This is a genomic window from Providencia lanzhouensis, assembly GCF_050469745.1.
GTDB lineage: Bacteria > Pseudomonadota > Gammaproteobacteria > Enterobacterales > Enterobacteriaceae > Providencia > Providencia lanzhouensis.
The window spans coordinates 1,432,564-1,457,372 of record NZ_CP174123.1; the positions used below are offsets into that span (position 1 = coordinate 1,432,564).

19 protein-coding genes are annotated in these 24,809 nt (G+C 41.2%); 11 read left to right on the forward strand and 8 right to left on the reverse strand.

Features of this window, described 5'->3' with window-relative positions; genetic code table 11:
* Positions 1-175 precede the first annotated feature (175 nt).
* Positions 176-1,390 carry a nicotinate phosphoribosyltransferase gene (gene pncB / locus ACIH2S_RS06560; RefSeq protein ID WP_108478897.1) on the reverse strand — a complete coding sequence of 405 codons (1,215 nt, stop codon included), beginning with the start codon at positions 1,388-1,390 and terminating at the stop codon, positions 176-178.
* A gap of 456 nt (positions 1,391-1,846) precedes the next feature.
* Between pncB and pepN the strand changes: the two genes are divergently transcribed.
* From pepN to ACIH2S_RS06575, 3 genes are all read left to right on the forward strand, one after another.
* Positions 1,847-4,465: an aminopeptidase N gene (gene pepN / locus ACIH2S_RS06565; RefSeq protein WP_108478896.1), complete on the forward strand. Its 2,619-nt coding sequence runs from the start codon at positions 1,847-1,849 to the stop codon at positions 4,463-4,465.
* Between the two features lie 305 nt (positions 4,466-4,770).
* Positions 4,771-5,781, forward strand: coding sequence for a quinone-dependent dihydroorotate dehydrogenase (gene pyrD, locus ACIH2S_RS06570; protein WP_036951716.1), 1,011 nt, complete (start codon positions 4,771-4,773; stop codon positions 5,779-5,781).
* A 303-nt stretch (positions 5,782-6,084) separates the two neighbouring features.
* Positions 6,085-6,630 carry a cell division protein ZapC gene (locus ACIH2S_RS06575; RefSeq protein WP_154604232.1) on the forward strand — a complete coding sequence of 182 codons (546 nt, stop codon included), beginning with the start codon at positions 6,085-6,087 and terminating at the stop codon, positions 6,628-6,630.
* Positions 6,631-6,826: 196 nt separating this feature from the next.
* Here ACIH2S_RS06575 and ACIH2S_RS06580 read toward each other — a convergent pair whose 3' ends face one another.
* On the reverse strand, positions 6,827-7,948 hold the full coding sequence (locus ACIH2S_RS06580) for a YcbX family protein (protein WP_430248317.1): 1,122 nt from the start codon (positions 7,946-7,948) through the stop codon (positions 6,827-6,829).
* A 98-nt stretch (positions 7,949-8,046) separates the two neighbouring features.
* Here ACIH2S_RS06580 and rlmKL point away from each other — a divergent pair, with 98 nt between their 5' ends.
* From rlmKL to rmf, 6 genes are all read left to right on the forward strand, one after another.
* Positions 8,047-10,155, forward strand: a complete 2,109-nt coding sequence (rlmKL, locus tag ACIH2S_RS06585; protein WP_430248318.1) for a bifunctional 23S rRNA (guanine(2069)-N(7))-methyltransferase RlmK/23S rRNA (guanine(2445)-N(2))-methyltransferase RlmL — start codon at positions 8,047-8,049, stop codon at positions 10,153-10,155.
* Between the two features lie 12 nt (positions 10,156-10,167).
* Positions 10,168-12,075 (forward strand): ABC transporter ATP-binding protein, encoded by a 1,908-nt coding sequence (locus ACIH2S_RS06590; RefSeq protein WP_430248319.1) that lies wholly within the window; start codon positions 10,168-10,170, stop codon positions 12,073-12,075.
* A gap of 34 nt (positions 12,076-12,109) precedes the next feature.
* Positions 12,110-13,384: a membrane integrity-associated transporter subunit PqiA gene (gene pqiA / locus ACIH2S_RS06595; protein ID WP_132494521.1), complete on the forward strand. Its 1,275-nt coding sequence runs from the start codon at positions 12,110-12,112 to the stop codon at positions 13,382-13,384.
* The gene (pqiB, locus tag ACIH2S_RS06600; protein ID WP_036951701.1) at positions 13,381-15,030 is read left to right on the forward strand and encodes an intermembrane transport protein PqiB; all 1,650 of its coding nucleotides are present in this window, start codon (positions 13,381-13,383) and stop codon (positions 15,028-15,030) included. Before pqiA ends, pqiB begins: the two co-directional genes overlap by 4 nt.
* Complete coding sequence (gene pqiC / locus ACIH2S_RS06605) at positions 15,030-15,584, forward strand: membrane integrity-associated transporter subunit PqiC (protein ID WP_349487714.1); 555 nt, start codon at positions 15,030-15,032, stop codon at positions 15,582-15,584. The genes pqiB and pqiC overlap by 1 nt, the downstream gene beginning before the upstream one ends.
* Positions 15,585-15,894: 310 nt before the next feature.
* Positions 15,895-16,065 (forward strand): ribosome modulation factor, encoded by a 171-nt coding sequence (rmf, locus tag ACIH2S_RS06610; RefSeq protein WP_036951696.1) that lies wholly within the window; start codon positions 15,895-15,897, stop codon positions 16,063-16,065.
* Positions 16,066-16,190: 125 nt separating this feature from the next.
* On the opposite strand, the gene fabA is transcribed toward rmf, so the two are convergent.
* From fabA to ACIH2S_RS06625, 3 genes are all read right to left on the reverse strand, one after another.
* Complete coding sequence (gene fabA, locus ACIH2S_RS06615) at positions 16,191-16,709, reverse strand: bifunctional 3-hydroxydecanoyl-ACP dehydratase/trans-2-decenoyl-ACP isomerase (protein ID WP_036951692.1); 519 nt, start codon at positions 16,707-16,709, stop codon at positions 16,191-16,193.
* Positions 16,710-16,805: 96 nt separating this feature from the next.
* The gene (locus ACIH2S_RS06620) at positions 16,806-18,542 is read right to left on the reverse strand and encodes an AAA family ATPase (RefSeq protein WP_430248322.1); all 1,737 of its coding nucleotides are present in this window, start codon (positions 18,540-18,542) and stop codon (positions 16,806-16,808) included.
* Positions 18,543-18,739: 197 nt separating this feature from the next.
* A complete protein-coding gene (locus ACIH2S_RS06625; RefSeq protein WP_071992149.1) occupies positions 18,740-18,916 on the reverse strand; it encodes a GhoT/OrtT family toxin in 177 nt (58 codons plus the stop codon).
* 172 nt (positions 18,917-19,088) lie between these two features.
* Between ACIH2S_RS06625 and matP the strand changes: the two genes are divergently transcribed.
* The gene (matP, locus tag ACIH2S_RS06630) at positions 19,089-19,550 is read left to right on the forward strand and encodes a macrodomain Ter protein MatP (RefSeq protein WP_108478890.1); all 462 of its coding nucleotides are present in this window, start codon (positions 19,089-19,091) and stop codon (positions 19,548-19,550) included.
* Positions 19,551-19,667: 117 nt separating this feature from the next.
* Here matP and ompA read toward each other — a convergent pair whose 3' ends face one another.
* The gene (gene ompA, locus ACIH2S_RS06635; RefSeq protein WP_036951685.1) at positions 19,668-20,741 is read right to left on the reverse strand and encodes a porin OmpA; all 1,074 of its coding nucleotides are present in this window, start codon (positions 20,739-20,741) and stop codon (positions 19,668-19,670) included.
* A gap of 354 nt (positions 20,742-21,095) precedes the next feature.
* Complete coding sequence (sulA, locus tag ACIH2S_RS06640) at positions 21,096-21,662, reverse strand: SOS-induced cell division inhibitor SulA (protein ID WP_321146429.1); 567 nt, start codon at positions 21,660-21,662, stop codon at positions 21,096-21,098.
* Between the two features lie 268 nt (positions 21,663-21,930).
* On the opposite strand from sulA, the gene ACIH2S_RS06645 reads away from it, so the two are divergent.
* Complete coding sequence (locus ACIH2S_RS06645; protein ID WP_036951681.1) at positions 21,931-22,533, forward strand: TfoX/Sxy family DNA transformation protein; 603 nt, start codon at positions 21,931-21,933, stop codon at positions 22,531-22,533.
* Between the two features lie 66 nt (positions 22,534-22,599).
* On the opposite strand, the gene yccS is transcribed toward ACIH2S_RS06645, so the two are convergent.
* On the reverse strand, positions 22,600-24,750 hold the full coding sequence (gene yccS, locus ACIH2S_RS06650) for a YccS family putative transporter (protein WP_159075029.1): 2,151 nt from the start codon (positions 24,748-24,750) through the stop codon (positions 22,600-22,602).
* Positions 24,751-24,809: the final 59 nt, after the last annotated feature.

The following is a 24,809-nucleotide window of genomic DNA, read 5'->3' on the forward strand; positions in this document are numbered from 1 at the left end:
GGTTGACTGCTTAAGGGTTTACGAAGAAACACTATATAAGAAGAAAACTCACGATAAGAAAAAGCGATAACCCGACATCTTTTCCGAAATCCCATATTTCAGGGGTAATCTGCTATGTTACTTGCCATTTGGCAGGAAACAAGTAAAAAATCGCTATCGGGTTATTAATTTGTTTTTAGCAGGCTTTTTCCATTTTAGGAAGGTCAAAGGCTTTGCGTAGCTGATTCACAAATTCATCATCTTCACAGATGGTTTTTCCTGGGCTATCGGATAATTTAGCAACGGGCTTGCCATTACATTCCACCAGCTTGATCACGATATTCATCGGTACCACGTTCGGAATGTTGCAAGTGAGTCTTGTACCAATACCAAACACTAAATTGATCCGTTTATGGAAATAGTGGTATAGCTCTAAGGCTTTTTGCAGGTCTAAATTATCGGAGAACACCAACGTTTTACTCAGTGGGTCAATGCCCAATTTTTGATAATGGGCGATGGCTTTTTCACCCCATTCAATAGGATCCCCAGAATCGTGGCGTAATCCTTGGTAACGATTAGCAAATTCGCGGTCAAAATCACGCAAGAAAGCATCCATCGTAATACAGTCGGTGAGGGCGATACCTAGATGATTTGGGTACTCATCCAGCCAGCTTTGTAGGGCTTCACGTTGGCTATTGGCGAGTTCAGGGCTTATCTGTTGATGAGCTTGGAACCATTCATGCGCTTGAGTGCCTACAGGCATTAAGCCCAATTCACGAGCCAATTTGTAGTTACTGGTACCCACTAAATAAGGGAATTCTTGCTTGAGCATACCCACGATAGCCGCTTGCACTTTATAGGAAAAACGGCGGCGAGTACCGAAATCCATCAACTTAAAACCCGATAGATTCAATTGGCGTTCGCTGGCTTCTTGATAAAATAGCCCCAATAATTTGTGCAGTTGGTTAACGGCATCATCAGCGGTAATGGTAGGGTGTCTGTCACGTTGAACAATTTCACTCACTAACGCTAACAGTGGCACTTCCCACATAATCACTTCGCGCCACGGACCACTGATGCGTATGGCCAGTTGACCATTATCAGCGACGCTGACGACAACTTGCTCAGGATTAAAGCGGAATGTTTTTAGCCACGAGAGGTAGTCTTCGGTGAAAAAGGGCAGAGTACGCAGGTACTGATATTCATCATCCGAAAGAGAAAGCTGTGCCATCAATTGAATCTGTTGTTCAATCTCATTGGCATAGGCACCTAAAATATCACTGCTACGGCAACGAAATTCAGCGACAACGGGAACTTGGTTGTAGCGGTGAAAAACGGCTTGCTGCATATGAAGCTTATAAGCATCGGTATCCAGCAGTGATGTAATAATCGGTGTTACGTCTAAATTCATGCGCGCAGAGTTCCTCGCGGAGCTGACTAATTGCTAAATCGTTAAAGTTGAAAAAGTATACCCGCTTTAACAAAAGATAGAAGTTTTATTCTATCTGTATGTTGTTGGAAGATAATTCAACTTTAATCCACCCAATTAACTGTTGAGTTAAACGCGTTCAACGTGGTCATTATTCTAAACGAATCTTCATTTACTGTTCGATAACATACTCAGAACAATAATCACTGAATGATACTAACATGTAAATTTAGATTTAATAGATCTATAGCACCAACAGGCAAACCGCATGCCCACAAAGTTGGATACTACTCTCATAAATTTGATGGGAAATAATAGAAAAATATCGCAATTTGTGATGAAAATGTTTCTCAAGTCCATTCACATTAGTTCATCTTATAGTATTGTATACAGTAGAAAGAGACTATGACACGGATATAACGAATAAAAAGGTTACCTATGACTCAGTTAAGACAAGCGAAATATCGTCAAGATTATCAAGCACCTGATTATACAATTACAGAAATATTCCTTGATTTTGACCTTGATCCCGCCAAAACCAAAGTGACCGCTATCAGTAAGGTGAAACGCCTTAATCCGCAATCTTCCACCTTAGAATTATTTGGTGAAGATTTAACTCTTATTAGCCTTGAAGTCGATGGTAAAGCGTGGACAAACTATAAAGAAGAATCAGGCAAGCTTATCATTGAATCGCTACCAGAGGCGTTTACACTGAGTATTGTTAATGAGATTAGCCCTGAGAAAAACAGTGCGTTAGAAGGGTTATATGTTTCTGGTGAAGCTTTGTGTACTCAGTGCGAGGCAGAAGGTTTCCGCCACATTACTTATTACCAAGATCGCCCCGATGTTTTAGCACGTTACACCACCAAAATTACAGCAGACAAATCTCGCTATCCTTATTTACTTTCTAACGGTAACCGCATCGCGGAAGGTGAATTGGACGATGGTCGCCATTGGGTAAAATGGGAAGACCCATTCCCGAAACCAAGTTACTTATTTGCACTGGTCGCAGGGGACTTTGATGTGTTACGCGATGAGTTTGTGACTCGCACTGGTCGCAAAGTCGCATTAGAGCTGTTTGTTGATAAAGGCAACTTAGACCGTGCGCCATGGGCTATGAAATCCCTGCAAAATGCAATGAAATGGGACGAAGAGCGTTTCGGTTTAGAATATGACCTTGATATTTATATGATTGTTGCCGTTGATTTCTTCAACATGGGTGCAATGGAAAATAAAGGTCTGAATGTATTTAACTCGAAGTACGTTTTAGCGAAAAGCGAAACTGCCACAGATAAAGATTATCTGAATATTGAATCTGTGATTGGTCACGAATATTTCCATAACTGGACAGGCAACCGTATTACTTGTCGTGACTGGTTCCAATTAAGTTTAAAAGAAGGGTTAACCGTATTCCGAGATCAAGAATTTAGCTCTGATTTAGGTTCACGTTCAGTTAACCGTATTAATAATGTCAAAGTCATGCGGGCGGCGCAGTTTGCGGAAGATGCAAGTCCAATGGCTCACCCGATCCGCCCTGAAAAAGTGATCGAGATGAACAACTTTTATACACTGACAGTGTATGAAAAAGGGTCTGAAGTTATCCGCATGATCCACACTTTGCTTGGAGAAGAGATGTTCCAAGCAGGGATCCAGCTGTATGTTCATCGCCATGATGGTAGCGCTGCAACCTGTGATGATTTCGTGCAGGCGATGGAAGATGCATCGAACGTGGATTTGTCCCTGTTCCGTCGCTGGTATAGCCAATCAGGAACGCCAGTTTTGACCGTTCGTGATGAATACTCGCCAGAGAAGCAACAATATACGCTGCATGTCAGCCAAATGACGCCACCAACTGCCGACCAAGCAGAAAAACAGCCTCTGCATATTCCATTGGATATCGAATTGTACGGTGAAGATGGTGCAGTGATCCCACTTAAGCGTGATGGAAGCTTGGTGAACTCAGTCTTAAATGTCACTCAAGCGTCACAAAATTTTGTATTTGACCATGTGACTTCTCGCCCAGTGCCTTCTTTATTACGTGAATTTTCTGCGCCAGTAAAATTGGATTATCCATATACAGATGCACAATTGGCATTTTTAATGCAGCATGCGAGTAATGAATTTTCTCGCTGGGATGCGGCGCAGCAACTGATTAATAACTATGCCAAAATTAACGTGGAAAAACTGCATAAAGGGGAAGCGCTGGTCCTGCCTGAGCATGTTGTGGATGCATTCCGCGCTGTATTGCTCAGTGACAATATTGACCCTGCATTAGCTGCTTTAATTTTGACTCTGCCTTCAGAAAATGAAATTGCCGAGCTGTTTACCGTTATTGATCCTGTGGCAATCCATAACGCGATTGATTTTATCCACTCTACGCTAGCAAATGAAATGCACGATGAATTCTTAACTGTTTATCGTTCGATTAAAATTGATGGATATCGTGTAGATCACGGTGATATTGCACTGCGTTCACTGCGTAATACATGCTTGCAATATTTGGCGGCAGCGGACGATCGTGAGTTAGCGAATAAGCTGGTGGAAGCTCAATATCGCAGTGCGGATAATATGACCGATTCACTCGCGGCATTAACCGCTGCAAACGAAGCGGGCTTGCCATGTCACGCTGAGCTGATGTCAGATTTTGACGATCGTTGGCACCATGATGGCTTGGTGATGGATAAATGGTTTACGCTGCAAGGCACCAATCCAGCTAAAAACACTCTGGAAAAAGTACGTGAATTATTAAATCATCGCTCATTTAGCATGACTAACCCGAACCGTGTTCGTGCATTAGTGGGTTCATTTACAGCAGGCAACCCGGTGAACTTCCACGCAGAAGATAGCAGCGGTTATCAATTCCTGTATGAGATCTTAGTGGATCTGAATACTCGCAATCCACAAGTGGCATCGCGATTAATTGAGCCATTAATCCGTTTTAAACGTTATGATGCGAAGCGCCAAGATTTAATGCGTGAGGTTCTGGAAAAACTCAAAGGGTTAGAAAACCTTTCTGGGGATCTGTTTGAGAAGATAACTAAAGCGCTAGAAAGTTAATTCTTAGGATAGTAGGTAGTTAATTCTGAGAATAAATGCATGTAAGCCCTTAGATTTTCGAGTCTAAGGGCTTTTTTATGGTAGAAGATCAAAACAATTAGCACTTTTAGTGATATTTTCATGGATTATTACCCCACAGTTGGGGTAGCATATGTGCCGTTTTATCAAGCCAATCTCACTTGTATACTCACAAACCCTATTTGGTAAAACAGGTTTGGGGGTATTTTTGCACGCGCTGAGTTTGAGTGTGTCGTGTAGAGAAATGCATATTCAATCGTACTTAGACAGAAAGTAGGTTAATAGCTATGTTATATCACCTTGCCCGAAAGGCACTGTTTCAGCTCGACCCTGAAAAGGCCCATGAATTAACGTTTCGTCAGCTTCAGCGTTTAAACCACTCTCCTCTCCAATTCCTCCTTCGTCAATCCATTGCAACCAAACCCGTTACCTGTATGGGACTCTCCTTTAAAAATCCATTAGGCCTAGCCGCAGGACTCGACAAAAATGGCGAGTGCATTGATGCGTTTGGTGCTATGGGATTTGGTTTTGTAGAAATTGGAACCGTTACACCACGTCCTCAAGATGGAAATGACAAACCAAGATTATTCAGAGTTGTTGAAGCGGAAGGGATTATTAACCGCATGGGTTTCAACAATAAAGGGGTTGATAACCTTGTTGAGAACGTTAAAAAATCAACCTACGGCGGGATTATCGGGATTAATATTGGTAAGAATAAAGATACGCCCGTTGAGCATGGTAAAGACGATTATTTAATTTGTATGGATAAAGTGTATGCCCACGCAGGGTATATCGCGATTAATATTTCATCACCAAATACCCCTGGATTACGCACATTACAATATGGGGAAGCGCTGGATGATTTATTAAGTGGCATCAAAGAGAAGCAATTAGCATTGCAATCACTCCATCAGAAATATGTTCCTGTTGCGGTCAAAATTGCACCGGATTTAACTGAAGAAGAAATTGTGCAAGTGGCTGACAGTTTAGTGAGACATAATATTGATGGCGTTATTGCGACGAACACCACATTGGATCGTTCTTTAGTTCAAGGTTTAAATTACTGTAATGAAGCGGGTGGTTTAAGTGGTCGTCCGGTGCAATTAAAAAGTACCCAGGTCATTAAACTTATTTCCCGTGAATTAAATGGAAGGTTACCAATTATTGGTGTTGGTGGTATTGATTCATTAACTGCAGCCAGAGAAAAAATGGAAGCAGGGGCATCATTAATCCAAATTTATTCTGGTTTTATTTACCACGGACCAAAATTAATAAAGGATATTGTTAATCACATCTAAAAAATGGTGATTAATTATACAAGGGGGGTTTATTTATTCCCCCTTTTATCCTATATTAAGATTGAACATAAATTATATCCATTAAATGACAAGTTATACGTGTAGTTGTGCACTATATAGTTTTCGCTCATCTGATTAATTCGTTTTTAAAAAAGCCGACATTGACGTTTGCTTAATATTGATCAGTCTGTCGTGTATCTTTTTCTTTTAAGCTTTAGGATATAACAGAGATATGTTTAAAGGGATCTTAATAAAGGATCCAAACAAAGCTTATTTGCTTATAACATCGCTAAAGGATCGTTTATGAATATTAAACCTGATGATCATTGGCGTTGGTATTTTGATCGTGACCATGACAGAGTGATGTTAGATCTCGCCAACGGCATGATATTTCGGTCTTGTTTTCCAGCTAAAATGTTGACTGTTTCTGCACAAAATGAAATGCCTTTTAGTATTGAAGATGCAGCAGAGTTTTATTTATTTGATGAGCAAGCCAAGAGATTAAATATTAGTTATGAAGAGAGAGCGGAATTAGTCTTAAATAGCCTAGTTGCTTACCGCTTCTTAAAGCCCCAAATGCCAAAAAGTTGGTATTTTTCCAGTTTCCATTTTATGAGTGCACCAGAACGCGGTCAGTTAATTCAAGTGTGCTTAGAAAATAGCAATGTTTATTCAACATTTATTATTGCAGAAGCGGGTCATTCAGCAAGCTTGTGTTTATTAGCAGAAGCATCATTAGAATTACCGGATCGTACTTTGCGATTCTGTGATCCAATTAAGATCATGAACGATCGGATGATGCATTATCAGTCGAAAACCAAGCGCCTATTATATGGAAATGCCATGTAATTGATCACTGATGATCATATTCGTATTTTGATTGCTTTTATACGGAATAAAGTTTTCCATGCAAAATAAATAAAATGAAAAAATAGGCATGATAAAATTTATACGATAAATGTAGCTGAAGAATATGGGAAGAATTTATCTTTAATTAAGAGCCTCAACTAAAAAATTATTTTCTTAGTTGAGGCTTTATTTCTATTTAATCGGCTTGATTAAATGCAAGTTTGAGCGCAGTTTTTGGAATACAGCTACAAGCCAAAATATCCCCATTATCTTTGATAGCGCTTTGTTTTAGTGGAGTGACTTCCCCTTCAAGCAGTGAAATTCGGCAACGTCCACAAATTCCTGCACGGCATGAATAAGGGATTGAAAGCCCGTGAGATTCAAGCTGTTCAAGGATCACATGCTCTGTGTTTCCGATATATTCTATCTCTTCAAAAACCAAATTCACGGCAGTTGGAGTCGGTTTTGTGGTTTGGATAACAGGGGCTTCTTTATCGCGTAATGGATATTGTTTTGGCTGCTTAGTTTCTAATACGGTGAGAGTATCTCCTACGCGGATGATCCCCGTATTTTCAATTAATGCATTTTGCCCAAAGTCCACATCACCAGTGTCATCCATACGGAAAGTTTGCAGCGTAGCGAGCGGTTCTGCGTGTGGGTGCTTGATCCCTTTCTCTGGACTGACGGTGGTCAAAATACAGCGGCTACAAGGTTTATCTAAAGTGAAGATCACATCACCAATTTGAATGCGTTTCCAGCTATCTTCTTCGAACGGCTTAGCACCGGTAATAATTAAGTTACCGCGAAATTGTTCGAGTTTTACGCTGGCTGGGCAGCGGCGTTGTAGCTCTTGTACTGAGGCTTCATTGATAAGTAAAAATGGGTAGCCATCGGCAAAAGATAAGGGAATGTCTTGGTGCTTTTTGACTCGACGAGATAATTCAGGACTTAGCCATCTCAGTTGGACTGGCTCGTCAAAAAAGCTGCTTAACCAACTATTTATCTCATCAGGTGCAATAAGTGCATGAAAATGATTGCCCCAAACTTCTGTAGGACTCTGTTTCTCATTAAAGTCCTGATACAATACGGTGGCGCTTTCACCATTAGGTGCTTTTAGATAAAGCCCATTATTGAGCATAGCTGGGGTAAATAATAATATCTGCGGATATTTACGCGCAGTGATAAACTTACCTTCTAATGTGGTGACCATAAAGTTACGATCAAACGTCAATCCGCTGATATCAGCGTAACCATGAGATAGACGAATGCCCCTCATTGACTTGACTGGGTGTGTATACAGGCGCGAAAGCGTAATCATTTTTTAATCCTATAATTGTTGTGCAGCAACTTTATGACAAGTGCATGAGATTAGCTATAATGCGCAACAATTTTTCATCGAAATCGGTAATAAATACTATGAATTTTCTGTTTGCCAGCACAGCTCGAGGCCTGGAAGAACTACTGAAAACTGAATTGGAAGCGCTAGGCGCTAGCCAGTGCAAAGTGGCACAAGGGGGCGTCTATTTTCAGGCTGATGACCGTGTGATGTATCAAAGTCTGCTGTGGAGTCGACTGGCATCCCGTATTTTATTACCGCTGAATGATTTTGATGTCTATAGCGACCTTGATTTATATCTGGGTGTTCAAGCGATTGATTGGTCTGAAATCTTCGATGTGAATGACACATTTGTGGTGCATTTCACGGGAACCAACGAAGAGATCCGTAATAGCCAATACGGTGCATTAAAAGTGAAAGATGCCATCGTCGACAGCTTTGTGCGTAAGTTAGACCAGCGCCCGAATGTTGCTCGCCAAGAAGCCGATATTCGTATTAACGTCTACTTAAATAAAGAACGCGCAAGCGTGGCACTGGACTTGAGTGGTGATTCACTGCACATTCGTGGCTATCGCGATTTAGCGGGTCAAGCACCACTAAAAGAAACATTAGCGGCAGCAATTATTGGCCGTTCGGGCTGGCAGAAAAATACCCCGATAGTCGACCCTATGTGTGGTTCAGGGACTCTATTAATTGAAGCGGCAATGATTGCAGCGGATAGAGCGCCGGGCTTGTATCGCCAGCATTGGGGATTCAATGCATGGTTGAAACATAACCCTGAATTATGGCGTGAAGTTGTCACGGAAGCTCAGGTACGTTTCCGCCAAGGCTTGAAAGATACCACTTCCCGTTTCTATGGCTTTGATATTGATAAGCGTGTGCTGGATATGGCGCGTGCCAATGCTCGTCGTGCAGGATTGCAAGATTTAATCACTTTCAATCATGGTGATGCAGCGGCGCTGGAAAACCCAGTTAAAACGGATATCAAGGGAACCATTATCAGTAACCCACCATACGGTGAGCGTCTGGAAAGTGAACCGGCATTAATCGCATTACATAGCCAATTTGGTCGTATTGTGAAAGCGCGTTTCCCAGGCTGGCGTTTATCGATTTTCAGTGCATCCCCTGAATTATTAAGCTGCTTACAATTACGTTCTGAACGTGAATTTAAAGCGAAAAATGGTCCACTGGATTGTGTACAGAAAAACTATCAATTAGCGGAAACGCCATCAGAAACTATTGCGGAAATTTCACCAGATTTTGCTAACCGTTTACGTAAAAACCAGAAAAAACTGACGAAGTGGGCGAAGCAGCAAGGTGTTGATTGCTACCGTCTATATGATGCAGATTTACCTGAATACAATGTGGCTGTGGATATTTATGGCGACAAAGTCGTTATCCAAGAATACGCACCGCCAAAAACCGTTGATGAGCGTAAAGCGCGTCAGCGCCTGTTCGATGTGATCACCGCGACAATGAATGTCCTTGAGTTAACCTCGAATCAATTAGTATTGAAAACGCGTCAGCGCCAAAAAGGTAAACAACAGTACGAAAAATTAGCACAGAAAGATGATTTCTTTTTAGTGAATGAATATAACGCTAAATTGTTAGTTAACTTAACTGACTATCTGGATACTGGGTTATTCCTCGACCACCGTATTGCTCGTCGTATGTTAGGTGAAATGAGCCGTGGTAAGGACTTCTTAAACCTCTTTTGCTACACCGGTACTGCCACCGTTCATGCGGGGCTAGGTGGTGCGAAGAGCACAACCTCTGTGGATATGTCTCGTACCTATTTAGAGTGGGCAGAGAAAAACTTGCAAGCCAACCAGCTTACAGGTCGCCAGCACCGTTTAATGCAAGCGGATTGTTTGAATTGGTTAGCCAATACTGATGAGCAATTTGACTTGATTTTCATCGATCCACCGACGTTCTCAAACTCGAAACGTATGGATGGAACCTTTGACGTTCAACGTGACCATGTGCAATTAATCACCCATTTGAAACGTATGCTGCGTCGCGGTGGTACCGTGATGTTCTCCAACAACAAGCGCGGATTCAAAATGGATCTCGAAGCACTGACTGAACTTGGCCTAAAAGCACAAGAAATCACCGCTAAGACACTGTCAGAAGACTTCGCACGTAACCGTCAAATTCACAACTGCTGGTTAATTAGCCACGCAGAGTAAGGAACAGAATTAATGGCTTTGATTAATTTATCGGGTGCATACCTCGCGTTTAGTGATGCGCCTCTGTTAGACAATACTGAAATTCATATTGAAGATAATGAACGTGTCTGTTTAGTGGGTCGCAACGGGGCAGGAAAATCGACCCTGATGCGTGTCTTGACGAAAGAGCAGCCACTGGATGATGGTTCATTAACTTATGAACAAGATTTAATTGTTGCTCGCTTACAGCAGGATCCACCGCGTAACGTGGAAGGCACTATTTTTGACTTTGTGGCCGAAGGTGTTGCTGAACAAGCACAATATTTAAAAGATTATCACCATGTTGCTAAGCTGGTGGAGTCTGATCCAAGTGAGAAAAATTTAAATAAACTGGCGGATTTACAAGAGGTTCTGGATAACTTAAATCTCTGGTTATTAGACTCGCGTATTAATGATGTGCTCAAAAAACTGGGTTTACCGGCGGATGCGGAGTTATCTTCATTATCTGGTGGTTGGTTGCGTAAAGCGGCATTAGGACGTGCCTTGGTCAGCAATCCTCGCGTGCTTTTCTTAGATGAGCCGACTAACCACTTAGATATTGAAACCATTTTATGGTTAGAAACCTTTTTGAAAGATTTCCAAGGTAGCATCGTCTTTATTTCCCATGACCGTTCTTTCATTCGTAATATGGCAACCCGTATTATCGATTTAGACCGTGGTCAGCTCTCTTCTTGGCCGGGTAACTATGATGATTATCTGATCAATAAAGAAGAAGCGCTGCGTGTTGAAGAGATGCAAAATGCGGAGTTTGATCGCAAATTAGCACAGGAAGAAGCCTGGATCCGCCAAGGGATCAAAGCGCGTCGTACCCGTAATGAAGGCCGTGTTCGCGCGCTGAAAGCATTGCGAGTAGAACGCTCGGAACGTCGTGAAGTGATGGGCACTGCGCGTATGCAAGTGGGTGAAGCAGCGCGTTCCGGTAAAATTGTATTTGAGTTAGAAAACGTTAATTATCAAGTTGATAATAAAGTTTTAGTGAAAGATTTCTCTGCGCAAGTGATGCGTGGCGATAAAATTGCATTGGTGGGACCTAACGGTTGTGGTAAAACCACACTGTTACGTTTAATGCTCGGCGATTTACAAGCAGATAGTGGACGCGTTCACTGTGGGACTAAACTTGAAGTTGCGTATTTCGACCAGCACCGCGCAGCACTCGACCCAGATAAAACTGTTATGGATAACCTTGCGGAAGGTAAGCAAGAGGTCATGGTTAATGGTAAACCTCGTCATGTATTGGGTTACCTGCAAGACTTTATGTTCCCGCCAAAACGCGCGATGACGCCTGTAAGAGCGTTATCCGGTGGTGAGCGTAACCGCTTATTATTAGCGCGTTTATTCTTAAAACCAAGTAACTTGCTGATCCTCGATGAACCAACCAACGACCTTGATGTTGAAACATTAGAGTTACTGGAAGAGCTGGTGGATGGGTATCAAGGTACCGTTTTATTAGTTAGCCATGATAGAGAATTCGTGGATAACAGCGTAACAGAGTGCTGGATTTTCGAAGGTAACGGCGAAATTAACCGCTTTGTGGGGGGCTATAATGATGCTCAACAACAAAGAGCACAAACCGTACGTCTGAAATCGGAGCAAACCAGTAAAGTAGCTGCGCCAGAAAAAGAATCTAAGCCAAAAGAAGCTCCTAAACGTGCAAATAAGCTTAGCTATAATTTATTGCGTGAATTAGAGCAATTACCGGCGAAATTAGAGCAACTTGAAGGGGAAATTGAAACTCTTCAAGCACAAATTGGCGATGCAGATTTCTTTAATCAGCCACATGATGTGACTGAGCAAGCGTTAACTGCACTTGCCGCTAAAGAACAAGAGTTAGAACAGGCGTTTGATCGTTGGCAGGAGCTAGAGCTGTTGAAAAACGGTTGATATGACGGCTTGAATCAAAAGGAGAGAAAACACCTTGTGTTCTCATGAGCCCCATGAACATGTGCTCTGTCCACAGTGCGACATGATGGTTGCTGTTCCTGAATTGGAACAAGGAAATAAAGCCACATGTCCGCGTTGTGAAACAACACTCATATCCAAGTGGCGTTATCCTTACAGGCAACCCGCAGCATATGCATTTAGTGCATTGATTATGCTGGTAATTGCCTGTCTTTTCCCATTTGTAAAAATGAGTGCAGCAGGCATTGAGAATGAAATCTCCATGTTTCAAATCATCGAGATTATTATGGGGACGCGTTACAGCGGCTTAGCGCTGTTTTTTCTCCTATTTTCTTTGATTATTCCTGCATTTTGCATGGTGACTATCATCTTGTTAGGGCTGCAGGTTCACCTTCCTAAATCAATCAAAGTGCTTATAACGCGAATTCTCTTTCAGATGAAATCGTGGTGTATGGCGGAGATTTTTTTGGCGGGGGTATTAGTTAGTTTTGTTAAGTTAATTGCCTATGGTGATATTGGCATTGGGATGAGTTTTCTCCCTTATTGCGCATTTTGTATGATGCAAGTGCGAGCATTCCAGTGCCTAGATCGACATTGGTTATGGAACCGAATTGAAGAGGCGCCCAAACTCAATAAACCGCTGATTGTTGGGAAAACAGGAATTAGCCAAGATGTGCGTTTATGTTTAGTTTGTACGGCAATTTTGCCAGCAGACCAACATGAATGTCCGCGTTGCCATGCCCATGGTAGCGTACGTAAAAAGCAAAGTTTGCAGTGGACTTTGGCATTATTGTTAACTTCTATTTTGCTTTATATTCCCGCAAACGTTCTGCCGGTGATGACAACAAACGCCTTAGGTAGTGGGTTGCCTTCTACTATCATGGATGGTGTGATCCTTCTTTGGGAAGATGGTTCATTCCCCGTCGCCATGATTATTTTTATTGCCAGTATTATGGTGCCTTCCTTGAAAATGATTGGTATAGCATGGCTATGCCTCGACTCTAAAGGGTTTGGTAACCGTGATCCTCATCGAATGCATTTTATTTATGAGCTGGTGGAGTATGTTGGTCGCTGGTCAATGATCGATGTGTTTGTAATTACCATTTTGACTGCATTGGTTCAAATGGGGCAGTTAATGAACATCGTACCGGCACTGGGAGTTATTTTCTTCGGTGTAGTGGTAATTTTAACGATGTTTGCCGCAATGACATTTGATCCTCGCTTAACATGGGATCGTTGTGAAAAGAGAGATGCAGTTAAGACTGTTGAACAAGAAGGAGCCGCAGGGTGACAGATCAAGAAACACCACAGGCCAATGCTAAAGTGAGTAAGTTAAAGAGCTGGTCACCGGTTTGGGTGATCCCGATTGTGACTCTACTCATCGGTGCTTGGATCATGTTTTACCATTTCAGCCATCAAGGCCCAGAAGTGACGTTAATCACTTACAGTGCGGAAGGGGTTGAAGCAGGTAAAACCAAAATTAAAAGCCGTAGCGTGGATATTGGGGTGGTTGAAAGCGTCACCCTCGATGCTAATTTTAGCCGCGTGATTATTAAAGCCCGCTTGAATCCTGAAATGGAAGGTTTGCTGCGCTCTGATTCTGCCTTTTGGATAGTGAAACCTACGATAGGTCGTGATGGGGTAACAGGGCTAGGTACTCTGTTATCAGGGGCATATATTGAACTGCAGCCGGGATTAGCGGCAAAAGAACATTTTGAGTTTACGTTATTAGATACGCCACCTTTGGCGTCCCCTGATGCTAAAGGTAAACGGATTATTTTAACCAGCGACAAAGCAGGGCAGTTAAATGCTGGCGACCCTGTATTATTCCGTGGTTATCGTGTTGGATCCGTTGAAACCAGTAATTTTGATATGGATAAACGCGATATGCGTTATCAGCTGTTTATCAATGCACCGTATGACAAGTTAATTAGCAGCAACGTGCGTTTCTGGAAAGATAGCGGTATTGCCTTTGATATGTCTTCCCAAGGGGTACATGTTTCCATGGGGTCGGTGGCGACATTATTAACTGGTGGCGTGAGTTTTGATGTGCCTGAAGGGTGGGTACCAGGAGAAACAGTTAAAGAGAATGCACAGTTCGAACTGTTTGATACTCAATCAAGTATTCAAGATTCGTTATACACCACATACCAAGATTTTGTGCTGTTCTTCTCTGATTCTGTACGCGGTCTACAGCCGGGGGCACCAGTAGAATTCCGCGGTATTCGCTTAGGTACAGTGGCACAAGTGCCATTCTATACGGCGGGTCTGGATCAATCACTGGATAATAACTTCCGCATTCCTGTTCTTATTCATATCGAACCCGAGCGTTTTTCTAAGGATGTTGGTAAAGATTTTAACCTGAAAAATGAACTGAATCTGGCGATGAAAAATGGCTTAAGAGCCTCGTTAAAGTCCGGTAATTTATTAACGGGTGCACTGTATATCGACCTCGACTTTATTCCAGATGTGCCAGAGTACAAAGGTCCTTATGTTATTGCTGGCTATAAAATTATTCCAACACACAGTGGTGGTTTAGCGCAGATCCAACAGAAAGTGATTGCCGTACTGGATAAAATCAACAATATGCCAATTGAGCCTATGTTGAAACAAACAACGCAAACATTAGCTGAAGGTCAAAAACTGGTTCAAGAAGCAAATGTGATGTTTACACAGTTGAATAAATTGATGTCTAGCAAAGAGTTCCAGAGTTTACCTGCTGACATGCAAAAATCACTGAAAGAGATAAACAAAACGATGCAAGGCTTCCAACCAGGCTCACCAGCTTATAATAAGATGGTTGATGATATGCAGCGTTTAGATCAAGTACTGCGTGAAGTACAACCACTACTGCGCACGCTGAATAATAAGAGCAATGCGCTCGTGTTTGAAGCAGAACCAAGCAAGGACGTTGTGCCTAAAGGAGTGAAAAAATAATGAGATATCTATTAGCGATAGGCGTTTTTCTCCTGGCGGCTTGTAGTAGCACCCCAGAAAAAATGTATTATCAATTACCGATGAAGGCCCCTGAAGTTCAATCTGAGGCCGTGATGGATAAAGGACAAATCTGGTTACAGCGTATTACGCTGGCGGATGTGCTGACATCAAATGGGATAACTTACCAAACGTCCGATGTTGCTTATTCAAATGCGAGTGCGCATTTATGGGCAAGTCCGTTAGAGCAACAATTAGGGCAATCAATGGTGCGTGAGCTATCTTCTGCTCTACCGGATAGATTTATCTCATTACAACCTTTGCAGAACTCACCTGAGACGTTAGATATCACTCTAACGGCATTTAATGGTCGTTATGATGGGAAAGTGTTAGTGCAGGGATTTTGGACATTGATGCGTGGCGACAAAGTTGTACGCCGCAACTTTGATATCCAATTAGAACAGCAAGAAGATGGTTATCCTGAATTAGTCAGAACATTAGCGAGTGGTTGGCAAAAAGTGGCGGCAGATATTGCTCAAGAGATAAGCAAGCCATAATTTGATAATGATTTTGTTGTGACATGAATGCGCTACGGTAAAACGTAGTGCATTTTTTTATTATTTTTCATTTTGAAAGTGGATATTATGAATCTTAATTAACTGATAAATAATGAATTTATTTTTAATCATTTGAATATCAGTAGGTTGTGATTATCTCGAAATGTAGGTCACATTTATCATAATTATGACAATAATATGAAATTCTTTACTTGCATTTCTTATGGACGGGCGCTATTTGTATAGTGTATCTATTAACAAAAAATAGATGCTGTTTTCTTTTCCATTTAAATGATGAGGGAAGTAAGGCATGAAAAGACAGAAGCGAGACCGTTTAGAAAGAGCGTTATCAAGAGGTTATCAAGCAGGTTTAACCGGACGTTCCAAAGAATTATGTCCTTATCAGGCAGTAGATGCCCGTTCGCATTGGCTAGGTGGTTGGCGAAAAGCGATGGAGGATAGAGCGGCAGTAGCCGTTTAATTGGTCATTTAACGAGGATCATTAAATTATTTTGCGGAAATTAATTAGACGCATAATTTAATACCATCCCCTTGAAATTATAAACCTCCGCATTTGCGGAGGTTTGCATTTAAGGCAAGCTACGATTAGAACGCGCTTGTATCCTTAAATAAGCCGACTTTCAGGTCTGTTGCAGCATAAATCAGTTTGCCGTCTACCAGAACTTCACCATCTGCTAATCCCATAATTAACTTACGGTTAATCACACGTTTAAAGTTAATACGGTAAGTGACTTTTTTTGCGGTCGGTAATACTTGTCCAGTGAATTTCACTTCACCGACACCTAACGCACGACCTTTACCTTCGCCGCCTAACCAGCCGAGGTAAAAACCAACCAGTTGCCACATAGCATCAAGACCTAAGCAACCAGGCATAACAGGGTCATTCGTGAAGTGGCAACCAAAGAACCATAAATCTGGATTGATATCCAGTTCAGCTTCAACGTAGCCTTTATCAAATGTACCACCATCTTCGGTCATTTTGATGATGCGATCCATCATCAACATATTACCTGATGGCAATGGAGGACCATTTTCCCCAAATAATTCGCCTCTTCCAGAAGCCTCTAAATCTTCTTTTGTATAGGATTCGCGTTTATCAACCATGATCTTCAGATAGCCTTTATTATGTGTAGGTCAACAGAATAGCTTACACTTGTACGCTGAACAACTCCGATCAGCTAATATTTACTCAATCTTTACTTAGCCCATCCACTTTAAAAACCAAGGTAATCTAGACTTATCCGGTGAATTTGCTTGGTTTATGCGTTCTTGAATTAAAGCTAACAAGTGTACGTTATCACCTTCTACTTGTTGTTCAAAGTAAGGTTGTTTCGTTAAGAGAGAAATTGCTTGAGCAACATGTTCGACAGGCCAAATATGGAATTTCTCTTCTTTGACTGCCTCGATAACTTCTTGTTTCAAACATAGATGGCGTACATTAGACATTGGGATGATGACACCTTGATTACCTGTTAGCTCACGCTTATCGCAGATATCAAAAAATCCTTCAATCTTTTCGTTAACACCGCCAATCGGTTGAACATAGCCAAATTGGTCAACCGCACCAGTGACGGCAATTTGTTGGTCGATAGGCTGCAATGATAATGCGCTAATTAAGGCACACAGTTCAGCTAATGATGCGCTATCACCGTCAACTTCACCATAAGACTGTTCAAATACAATAGAGGCAGAGAAAGGCTGAGGTTGCTCTAATTTTAATTCGTAGTTTAGGTAGGCCTGCATAATCATCATGCCTTTTGCATGAATATTGCCACCTAATTCTGCTTTGCGCTCGACGTCGGTAAATTCACCATCGCCTAGATGAGCCACGCAAGTGATCCGTGATGGTTCACCAATTGCATCAGGGTATCCCGGATACTGTAAGACAGATAGCCCGTTAATTTGACCAACAACTTCCCCTTCAGTTTTAATCAAAACTTGCTCTTGTAGGATGTCGTCTTGATTGCGCTCAACAAGGAAAGAATGACGCCATAAACGATTTTCTTCGGCTTGAGAGAATGATTCAGCCGTTAAATAGCCTTCATGAACGTATTGAGCTGCATTGGTTAAATTGCGAGTTAGCCAATTAATATCAAGTGGCAAATTGTATTTGTCTTCACAACAACGCGTCGCTTGCAAAATAAATTCAGACCAGCCGTCAGCAGCAATTTCTGGTAGCTGATTACTGTTGACAATGAATTTAATGAAATTCATCCATAAGCTTAATTGTTCTTCGTCTTCGAAAAACATGAGAGGTTCATATTCTGCATATATTGAACAATCAAACAGCTCAGGAGCTGCAAACTCAAACTCTTCTAATATGAGTCTATCACCGACAACAATTACTTTAAGTTCAAGCGGCTGAGGCTCAATTTCAATCGGTAAGGTTTGATTTTCACTATGTGGCAGCCACTCTAATTGGCGGCGAGTCACCATATTTTTTAGCCGAGTCCACATTAATGGCTGAGTGACCAACGAGGTTGCAGAAATAACGAGGACTCCACCGTTAATTTGGTGTAGCAAACCTGGGACTAGATTTTGATTTGGCGTGATATAGCCGAACAGTTGTTCTGGTTCAATCCAGTGGCGGTAAGCGATTTTTTCATGTGAGGAAAAACGACCAGTAACATCGTTTTGCCACTGATATCGTTGCTTATCTTCAGATAATTGATAGTCACCATTAATAAATTGGGTTTTAGTCAATAGTGGGGTGATAGCGTCAGTAAATAGTTTGAGATACTCTTCACTTTCGTCAGACTTGATGAACATAAAGCGCGTTTGAGCATATTCACGAATGAAATGCTGCATCCCATCGAATAATCTTGGTTGAATATCAGCCAATGTTGCCGGAGTCAACGTCGCTGAAGAGACAAATTTTGTCTGAAAAGACGATAAGTTAGGAGTTAGGCCTTGCCATGTTAATTCTTGACTGATCACTATAATTATCTGCTATTAGTATGGTTATCAATAAATGCCTGCCAATCAGCAGGGCGCATATGCCTGAGTTTATTTATGTACCGTCTGTTTTATATACAATTTCAGGCTAATTTATTACCTTAAAATATTTTCGGCTTAAGATTGTTATATTAGCCTTTGAACGCTAATCTTGCAGCAATATTTGTCGAAATATCGAGTTAGAATAAAGAAAACATGAGTGCGACGGGTAAACTCAGTGGCCATGTAAAGCCAATAAGAAGTGCGCTCAATAATCTCATGCAAAAACTAGGATCTTTGGTTACTAGCAGGGCGAATAACGCTGAACATACTCCTCCAATCCCATAGATAAGAAGTATGTGTTCAAAAGTGGACATGCGATTTTAGTGGTTTGTTAACGTGTGGATGCGAATTGTACACTATTTTTTTATTTACTGTTATTTTCTTTGTGTTAATCAATGGATAGTCGATTAAATGAAATCCACTTTGAGCATTTTTCTTATATTATTGCTAATATAATGATAGGTACGATTTTCTTCGGGAAAAAATATGAAATATCAGCAGCTTGAAAATCTTGAATGTGGCTGGAAATGGGAATATCTAGTCAATAAAGCGAGAAGTGGGGAGCCTATTACCCGATATATAGAAAGAAGTGCGGAGCAAGAGGCAATTGAGCTGTTGTTAAAGCTGGAAAATACGCCTGTGGATGTATTGAAATGGATTGCAGATCATATGTCCCCTCAATTAGATAACCGAATGAAACAGAGTATTCGTGCGCGTCGTAAACGTCACTTTAATGCTGAGCATCCACATACTCGAAAAAAGTCGATTGATTTAAATTATTCGGTTTGGCAACGACTATCTAATTTGGCAGTAAAACGGAATAAAACCTTATCAGAGACGATTATTCAGTTAATTGAAGATGCGGAACATAAAGATAAGTATGAGAGCCAAATGAGCTTATTGAAGCATGATCTTCAAGCGATCTTAGGTAAGTCGGAGAAAGAGTAACGATCTATAGTTGAACAAATGGATTATTGTGATGATCTTTCTTTCTAAGGATGAAGAAAAGCCCCAATAAATTGGGGCTTTTTATATTCAGTTCGAAATTCAAACTAGGGCTATAAATTAAGCGCCTGGTTGAGTTACAACTTCAGTTGTACCTTGGATTTCGATTTCAACGCGACGGTCTGGCGCTAAGCACTCGATCAGAGCTGCACGGCCTTTAACTGCGTCACATTTGTTACCAGTTACTGGATCTTCTTTACCACGACCTTCAGCAGCGATTGCGCTTGCTGGAACGCCTTTAGATACTAAGTAGTCTACTACTGACTGAGCACGTTTTTGTGACAGTGGCAGGTTGTAGTTTTGTGAACCGATACGGTCTGTGAAACCAACTACCAGCACGCGACCTTGAGTTGGGTCGATGTTGCTCAGTTCGTTGTACAGTTCGTTCAGTGCTTGCTGACCTTCTGGTTTCAGAGTCGCTTTGTTGAAGTTAAACAGAACGTCTGAACGCAGAGTGAAGCGTTTGTTTTCAACAACTGGAGCTGCTGGCTCAGCAACTACTGCTGGAGCAACAACTGGAGCTGCTTCTTGACCGAAACGGTATGCAAGACCAACGCTCAGCATGCCGTTATCTGGGCTAACACCGATGTTGTCTTTGTCGCCCATGCGGCTAACCCACTGGTAGTCTAAACGAGTCGCTAATTCTGGAGTGATAGCATACTCAAGACCCAGTGCGTAAACTGGAGAAACGCCAGTGTCAGTTTCTTTACCAACGCCGTTAACTTTAGCTTCTGTACGGTAAACCATACCACCCAGACGAGTATAAACGTCTAAGTCATCCATGATTGGATAGCTCAGTTTGGTAGTCAGAGAAACGCCCATTGAAGAAACGCTACCTGCGTTGTCACCTTTGTACTTCATTTTACCAAACCAGTCATAGCCCATTTCGAAGCCCATGTACTGGTTGTATTGGTAACCTGCGTACAGACCCGCACCTAATTGGTCACGAGTTTTTTTGCCAGTACCAACTGAAGTTTCATCTCCAGCAGCATCTTCAAAAGTAAATTTAGCGTGCTCGTAGTGAGACCAACCTAATTTACCACCAGTGTACCAAGTGTTATCTTTTGGAGCTGCTTGTGCAACAGTTGCAAATGCTGCCACTGCCACTGCTACCGCGATAGCTGTCTTTTTCATTTTTACGCCTCGTTATCATCCAATATTGGCTTGGCTTCGTGAGCCTTATTATTTGCCATTGGTTCAATTTAATTGCTAGGTTCAGCTGACATTATCCACAAAAATTTACGAAAAGTAAAAAAATAATGTCATGAGCTTAACAGGCTAAAGTCTACAACGAACTCCAAAAGATACAAGTATGGTAAGCAATAAAGGTTAAAAAAAGTCTTTTTTTACCGTTGAAATCAGAGAGATAAATATATTACCCATTTTGTTGTTAATAAACGCATCTTATTGTTTTTAAAGAATTTAAATATATTTCTTTATAATTATCTTGATGAATGTAAAATTTCGTAAGAAAAATCTTATTATTGTTTAGTGAATGTTATTGGCGTGAATCTTTAAAAGGTTTTGATGTCTAATATCCGCTGAGCTTGTATTATATGTTTTGTCTGGTCTCATAATAAATCCCATCGAATGACCTGCTTCTGCCGCATTTTGTAAAAGAATAAAATCTTGCTCATTTATTTCTGGCAACCATCCTAATACGACACTGTAATTACCGCTTCTTAATGCTTTTTCCATGGCATCAATGGTCGTAATTGAATTAACTTGGTTAAATTGCATGATTTTGTTGGTGGGTAAACCCGCTTGCTCTAACCAGTGTTTACTCAGTTTTTTATCTGGGCTCAGCCACAATAGCCAACGTGATTGAATACCGAACTGGCGCAACATGGGTAGCAAGATGTAATCCATAATTGGGTGTTGTTCGTTATAGACTAGCTCGCTCACCATGCCTTGTTGCATTGAGCCATTTGCAAAACTCATTGCTGGGGTTGCATTGCTTAAATTGCTATGCGTAAGCTGGTCATGCGTGAAGCTATCATTAGTAAAATGATTAAGAGAATGTGTTGTTGCGCTATTCCAAGTAGAAATACTCATAATTCACCTCGCTACAATTTTACATGTAGTACAATGTTTCATGGAGATAAGTGCTGTATGAACATACAGTAACTGTATATTTATACAATATCAAGGCTATTTTTACAAAGCGCTTCGCAACTTTGTGGTTTTTATGCGAGTTATACTTGGCATTTTTAACTGAAACTTTAAAATTGATTAAACATAATTATATGTAAAAACAGTTGTTTTTTTATTGCTTGAAGCTCAAGGACGATTGTGTTTTTTTTATTCATAAGGAGATGAAAAAGTGTCATTACAAAATGAAAGAAGTTCCCTTTTACAACAAATTTTGGGTCAGTTTGGTGTACTAAAAAAGAAAAACCATTTCGGTGGATACTGTTTGTGTATTGATAATGCACTGGTGGGGTTAGTATTGGATGGACATTTCTATGTTCGTGGGTGCCTGTTTTCTCGTAGCTATTTTGAATCAGTTGGGTTTGAACGGTTGGTATACAGTAAAAGAGGTATACCTCTAGAGATGCGCTATTACCAACTTCCGGAAGAGGCCTGGTGTAACCCATCAATATTGAGTCATATCATTGAATTAGCTTACCGTTCAGCCATGGAAGAAACCCAACAAAGAGAGTCGGCGGCGGTACGCATCAAGGACTTGCCAAATATGAATATGGCAATGGAGAGGGCGCTTGGGAAAATTGGGATTTTCCATGCTGAAGACCTCATTATGATTGGTGCTAAAGCGTGTTTCTTGAAACTAAAACAGCATGGGAAGCTGATACCAAGTGTAAAACAGTTGATTGGATTGGCTGCGGCTATTGAGGGTTGCCATAGTGAAGTATTACCTTCTCGAACTCGGCAGGAGCTCATTAACTGGTTTAACAGCATGAACTAATTTTGATTCTTTCAAATCAGCGGGCATGACCATTAATAGGTTTTAATGCCCGCTCATCAGTTTATTTTATGACAAGCTAATCTGTTTAATCATTGATTTTATTTCAGGAATTAATTCAACCAGTAATTTAGTTTGTTCCATGATCAAGACAGTTTTCTCATCGTCATCGCTGGATGCACGGTCAATGCGATTCAGTAAGCTCACTCTTAGACGCTCTGATTTTTCGTCAATAATTGCGGGATCTAAGGATGTGACTTGAATAGACGATTCGATATAGCAGATTGCATCATTTAATAAGGCGAGATTCGCTTCGTTTTGCATTTGCTCTCGATGGGCACCGAGTGCTGAAATATAGCCTAGTAATGTATGGTTTAAACACAGTAAGCGGAATGCTTGCTCTTGCGTAATTTGGTATGACTTAGGATCCGATGCCATATTTGAAACAATTGAAGCAAATTCTGCATCATTATTATGGGCGTCACGCCTTGCAACACGGTACTCCAAGCTATTATCTTTACCTTGATAATATTGCTGCAAAATAGCGTCTAAATAACGGCAGTTGCTATCCATCGTTTTCTGAACTACTTGTGGTAACTGTCGAAATTTCCAGTCAGGCCAAATAAAACTGACGGCAAGTAATGCGATAAAACAGCCAATTAGAGTGTCGATTATTCGAGGTAATGCGACTTCGAAACCTTCACCGAGTAAATTGAAGCAAAATAGCACCAGTAATGTAATAAATAGTGTTGCTTGAGCATATTGGCTGCTACGGAACATGAAGAACAGTAACCCGGTGATAACGATTAGGGTGAGTTGCCCCTCAATGGATGGCACGATATTGAGTAAAGGTAAGCCAATGGCGATCCCTAATAACGTGCCTGTAATACGTAATGCTAGACGGCGCTTAGTCGCATTATAGTTGGGTTGGCATACAAATAAGCTAGTGAGTAAGATCCAATAACCGCGTTCTAAATCAAATAATTGAATAATCAAGTATCCAGTACAAAGCAAGACTGACATTCTGATTGCATGACGAAACAGCGAGGATTTGGGGGTTAAATGATGTTTGAAGCGGGCAAATACATCACGAATACCCGAGACTGATTCATCAGATAACTGTTCAATTTGCTTATTATTTTGCTGCCAAGAAGCTTGGCCTAAGCTTAAGCCTTTTAGTTGGACATCAATACCTTTGAGATTTTTTAGCAAGTTTCGTAATGCTTTGATTTCATGTAATTCAGGAGATTGTTGCTGGAGTAGCTGCAAGGAGTTTTCAATATACGTAAATGTACGCTCAAAGCGCGGATTATGTTGATATTGTTTGCGCCATAAAACGGATTGAGCGACCTGCTGGCAGGCTCTTGCTTGCATGGTTAATAAGCGTTGAAAGCGAAATAAAATATCACAATGGCGCAAACGGCGGCTAAGCTGTTGATATTGAATATGTGATGAACTAGCTCGTTCATGAATATCTTGGGCGACAAAGTAATATTGCAATGTATTACGCGTGCCTCGCTGACCTCTATCGCCTTTTAATCGACTGAGTAGCGATATTTTTGCCTGATTCATTGTACTGACTAACGTACTGTTAACTAAGGCTAAATCATAGACTGATTGCTGATAGTCATCTTCAAGATCAGGATCAAATAAGTTTGCCTTTGCATCAAGATAAGCCGAAAGCTGCTGATAACATTGCGTAATGGCATCTTGTAGTGGGCGAACAGGGAACAGGATATGCCCGATAAGGGTGAGAATGTTGTACCAAATGGCGCCAGTTAATAAGAGCGCTGGCTGGATGTACCAAGTATCAAAAATAGGTACGCCAAGCATGGTGTATATTGCAATTAGCAGGGCACCGAAAGCGATAGTGGCATAACGTTGCCCTAATGCGCCAAGTAAGATAAAACCGCAGGTTGAGAATGCTAACCCAAAAAAGAATAAAACAGGGTAAGGAAAAAGTAATTCAATAGAGACTGAGGCAATTAAAAAACAGAATAAAGTAATAATTAAATTTTTTATTCTGCCAGTCAATCTATCATCTAAGTCAGTGAGTGCGGCAGCGACAACGCCTAGAGTTAAAGGGATCGTGACTTTAGGCTCTAGGCCTAAAAGCCATGGAACCAAGGTTGTGCCTGTCAGCGCAATTAAGATTCGGGTATAATATAAAATATGGCTGTTATAGAGCACACGACGATAACTGGTTAGCAGCGTTAGCACAAAGTACCTCAGTGGTAAGACAAATCCTTATCTATATAGAATAACGTGTTTACGTAGAA